The 2,386-nt window shown below is 70.1% G+C and carries 3 protein-coding genes; all 3 read right to left on the bottom strand.

Annotated features, from left to right (window positions below):
• Nucleotides 1-310 (bottom strand): transaldolase family protein (locus QMX80_RS18995; RefSeq protein ID WP_273082292.1); only part of this gene is annotated, 310 nt, incomplete at its 3' end.
• A 34-nt stretch (nt 311-344) separates the two neighbouring features.
• Nucleotides 345-770, bottom strand: coding sequence for a nucleoside diphosphate kinase regulator (gene rnk, locus QMX80_RS18990; protein WP_161809376.1), 426 nt, complete (start codon nt 768-770; stop codon nt 345-347).
• Between the two features lie 569 nt (nt 771-1,339).
• Nucleotides 1,340-2,245, bottom strand: a complete 906-nt coding sequence (locus QMX80_RS18985) for a LysR substrate-binding domain-containing protein (RefSeq protein WP_282278726.1) — start codon at nt 2,243-2,245, stop codon at nt 1,340-1,342.
• Nucleotides 2,246-2,386 lie beyond the last annotated feature (141 nt).

Genomic DNA, 2,386 nt, shown 5'->3' with positions numbered 1-2,386 from the left:
GGGCCTGGTCGGCATCGACCTCGGTGGAAACGCGGCCCGGCACCAGCTCGGCCAGCATCGTGCCCACGCCGATGGTCAGGCGGTCGACCACGGCCTTGGCCACGTCATCGCGCTCGCCGGCCTGCGCACGGCCCCATGCCAGCTCGCGCTCGATCAGCCCGGCATAGACCGGCAGATCGAGGGCCTTCTTCACCAGCGTCGGGTTGGTGGTGCAGTCGACCGGGCGCAGGCGCTTGATGGCCTCGTAATCGCCGGTATCGGCGACGACGACGGACAGTTCACGCAGTTGGGCGAGCTTGGAGGGGGTCATTGCGGATTCCTGGGTACGGGCCGGCGCGGGGCGCTCAGCGGTGGAAATCGCCAGCGGCTTCGGGCTGGTAATGCACGGCGGTCACGCGCAGGCGCAGCTGGCGGCCACCGGGGGCGGTCCAGTCTATGGTCTGGCCGACGGACAGGCCCAGCAGGGCGCTGCCGACCGGCGCGAGCACCGAGACGCGGCCCTTGTCGAAATCCGCTTCGTGCGGATAGACCAGGGTCAGGGAATGTTCTTCGTTATGCAGCTCGTCCACGCAGTCCACGCGCGAGTGCATGGTGACGATGCCTGCGGGGATGTCTTCCGGCGACAGCACCTGCGCGCGTTCGAGCTCCTGGGACAGGGCGACGGCGGCCGGGTGCCGGCTCAGGGCCGGGGAATCGAGCATGGCCTCGAGGCGGGCCATGTCACGGCTGGACACGGTGATTGACGGGGGCAGGCCGCTGTTGGTCGGCATGGAAAAACTCCTGCAATTGTTGAGAGACATACAAAAGGCGGCGCCAATCCGGCACCGCCCGGGCCTATTGTGCGGGGATTATGGAACGGATGCGACCCACCCCGATCATGGGGGCGGGGCGGCGGGGATGCAATGCATCGGCGGCGGCGGTCAAGGCGTGCGCGGGAGAGCGGCGAGGCGGGTGGACAGGCGGTGCCCGAATCCCCCGGCAGTGACGGACCGCAGCGGCTCTGTAGCGCCGGGCAGCGCCCGGCGGGGTTTGCGCGGTAATGCCCCAGCGGGGCGTTGCCCCGCTCTACAAGGAGTGCCGGCGCTGTGGCTCTGTAGCGCCGGGCGACGCCCGGCGGGGGCTTGCGTGGTAATGCCGCAGCGGGGCGGTGCCCCGCTCTACAAGGAATGCCGGCGCTGTGGCTCTGTAGCGCCGGGCAGCGCCCTGCGGGGTTTGCGTGGTAATGCCGCAGCGGGGCAATGCCCCGCTCTACAAGGAATGCAGGTGCTGTGGCTCTGTAGCGCCGGGCAGCGCCCGGCGGGGCTTGCGTGGTAATGCCCCAGCGGGGCGTTGCCCCGCTCTACAGGGCCAGCAGGTCCGGCGGCAGGCTCTGGAAGATGCCTGCCAGCTGCTGCAGGAAGTCGCCCATGGCCGAGCTGCGGCGCCAGACCATGGCGATGCGCCGGCTGGGCGCGTCCGCGCCGGCGAAGCCGAGCAGGCGGATGTTCTCCGAGCGCGCGACCGGCGGCTTCACCGCCAGCATCGGCAGCAGGGTGACGCCGACATTGGCCGCCACCATCTGCCGCAGCGTCTCCAGGCTGGTGGCCTGGAACTCGGATTTCTCCAGCGCGCCGGCCAGGTGGCAGACATCCAGCGCCTGGTCGCGCAGGCAGTGGCCGTCCTGCAGCAGCAGCAGGCGCTGGTCGGCCAGGTCGGCCATGGTCAGCATGGCATGCGCGGCCAGCGGGTGGCTTTCCGGCGCGGCCAGCACGAAGGGTTCCTCGAACAGGAATTCGGTATGCAGCTGTTCGTCGCCCAGCGGCAGCGCCAGCAGCGCGGCGTCGAGCTGGCCGTTGCGCAGCTGGGCCAGCAGCACGTCGCTCTTTTCCTCGACCAGCAGCAGTTCCAGCTGCGGAAAACGCTCGCGTATCGTCGGCACCACGTGCGGCAGCAGGTACGGCCCCAGCGTGGGGAAGATGCCCAGCCGCACCGTACCGGCCTCGGGGTCGCGGCTGCGGCGCGCGGCCTCCTTCATCTGCTCGATCTCGGCGACGATGCCGCGCGCGCGCGCCGCCGCCTCGCGCCCGGCCGGGGTCAGCATCACCTTGCGCGGTGCGCGTTCCACCAGCGGCACGCCCAGCTCTTCCTCCAGCTTCTTGATCTGGGTGGAGAGCGTGGGCTGGCTGACGAAGCAGGCGGCCGCGGCCCGGCCGAAGTGCTTGTGCTCGGCCAGCGCCACCAGGTATTTGAGGTCACGCAGGTTCATTTCGACGGCCTCGCAACAGCAGACATGATCGCAGGAGCGGCTTCAGCCGCGATGGGGCCTGCCCATTGAAACCCGGCAGGCGCACGGTGTGGGCTGCTGCGGCGGGATCAGTGCGAAAGCTCCATCGCGGCTGAAGCCGCT

It is taken from the genome of Stenotrophomonas sp. PS02297 (assembly GCF_029959705.1).
In the GTDB taxonomy this organism is placed as follows: domain Bacteria; phylum Pseudomonadota; class Gammaproteobacteria; order Xanthomonadales; family Xanthomonadaceae; genus Stenotrophomonas; species Stenotrophomonas nitritireducens.
Note: the sequence above shows the minus strand (reverse complement) of the source record. Positions and strands in the feature narration are given on the sequence as shown.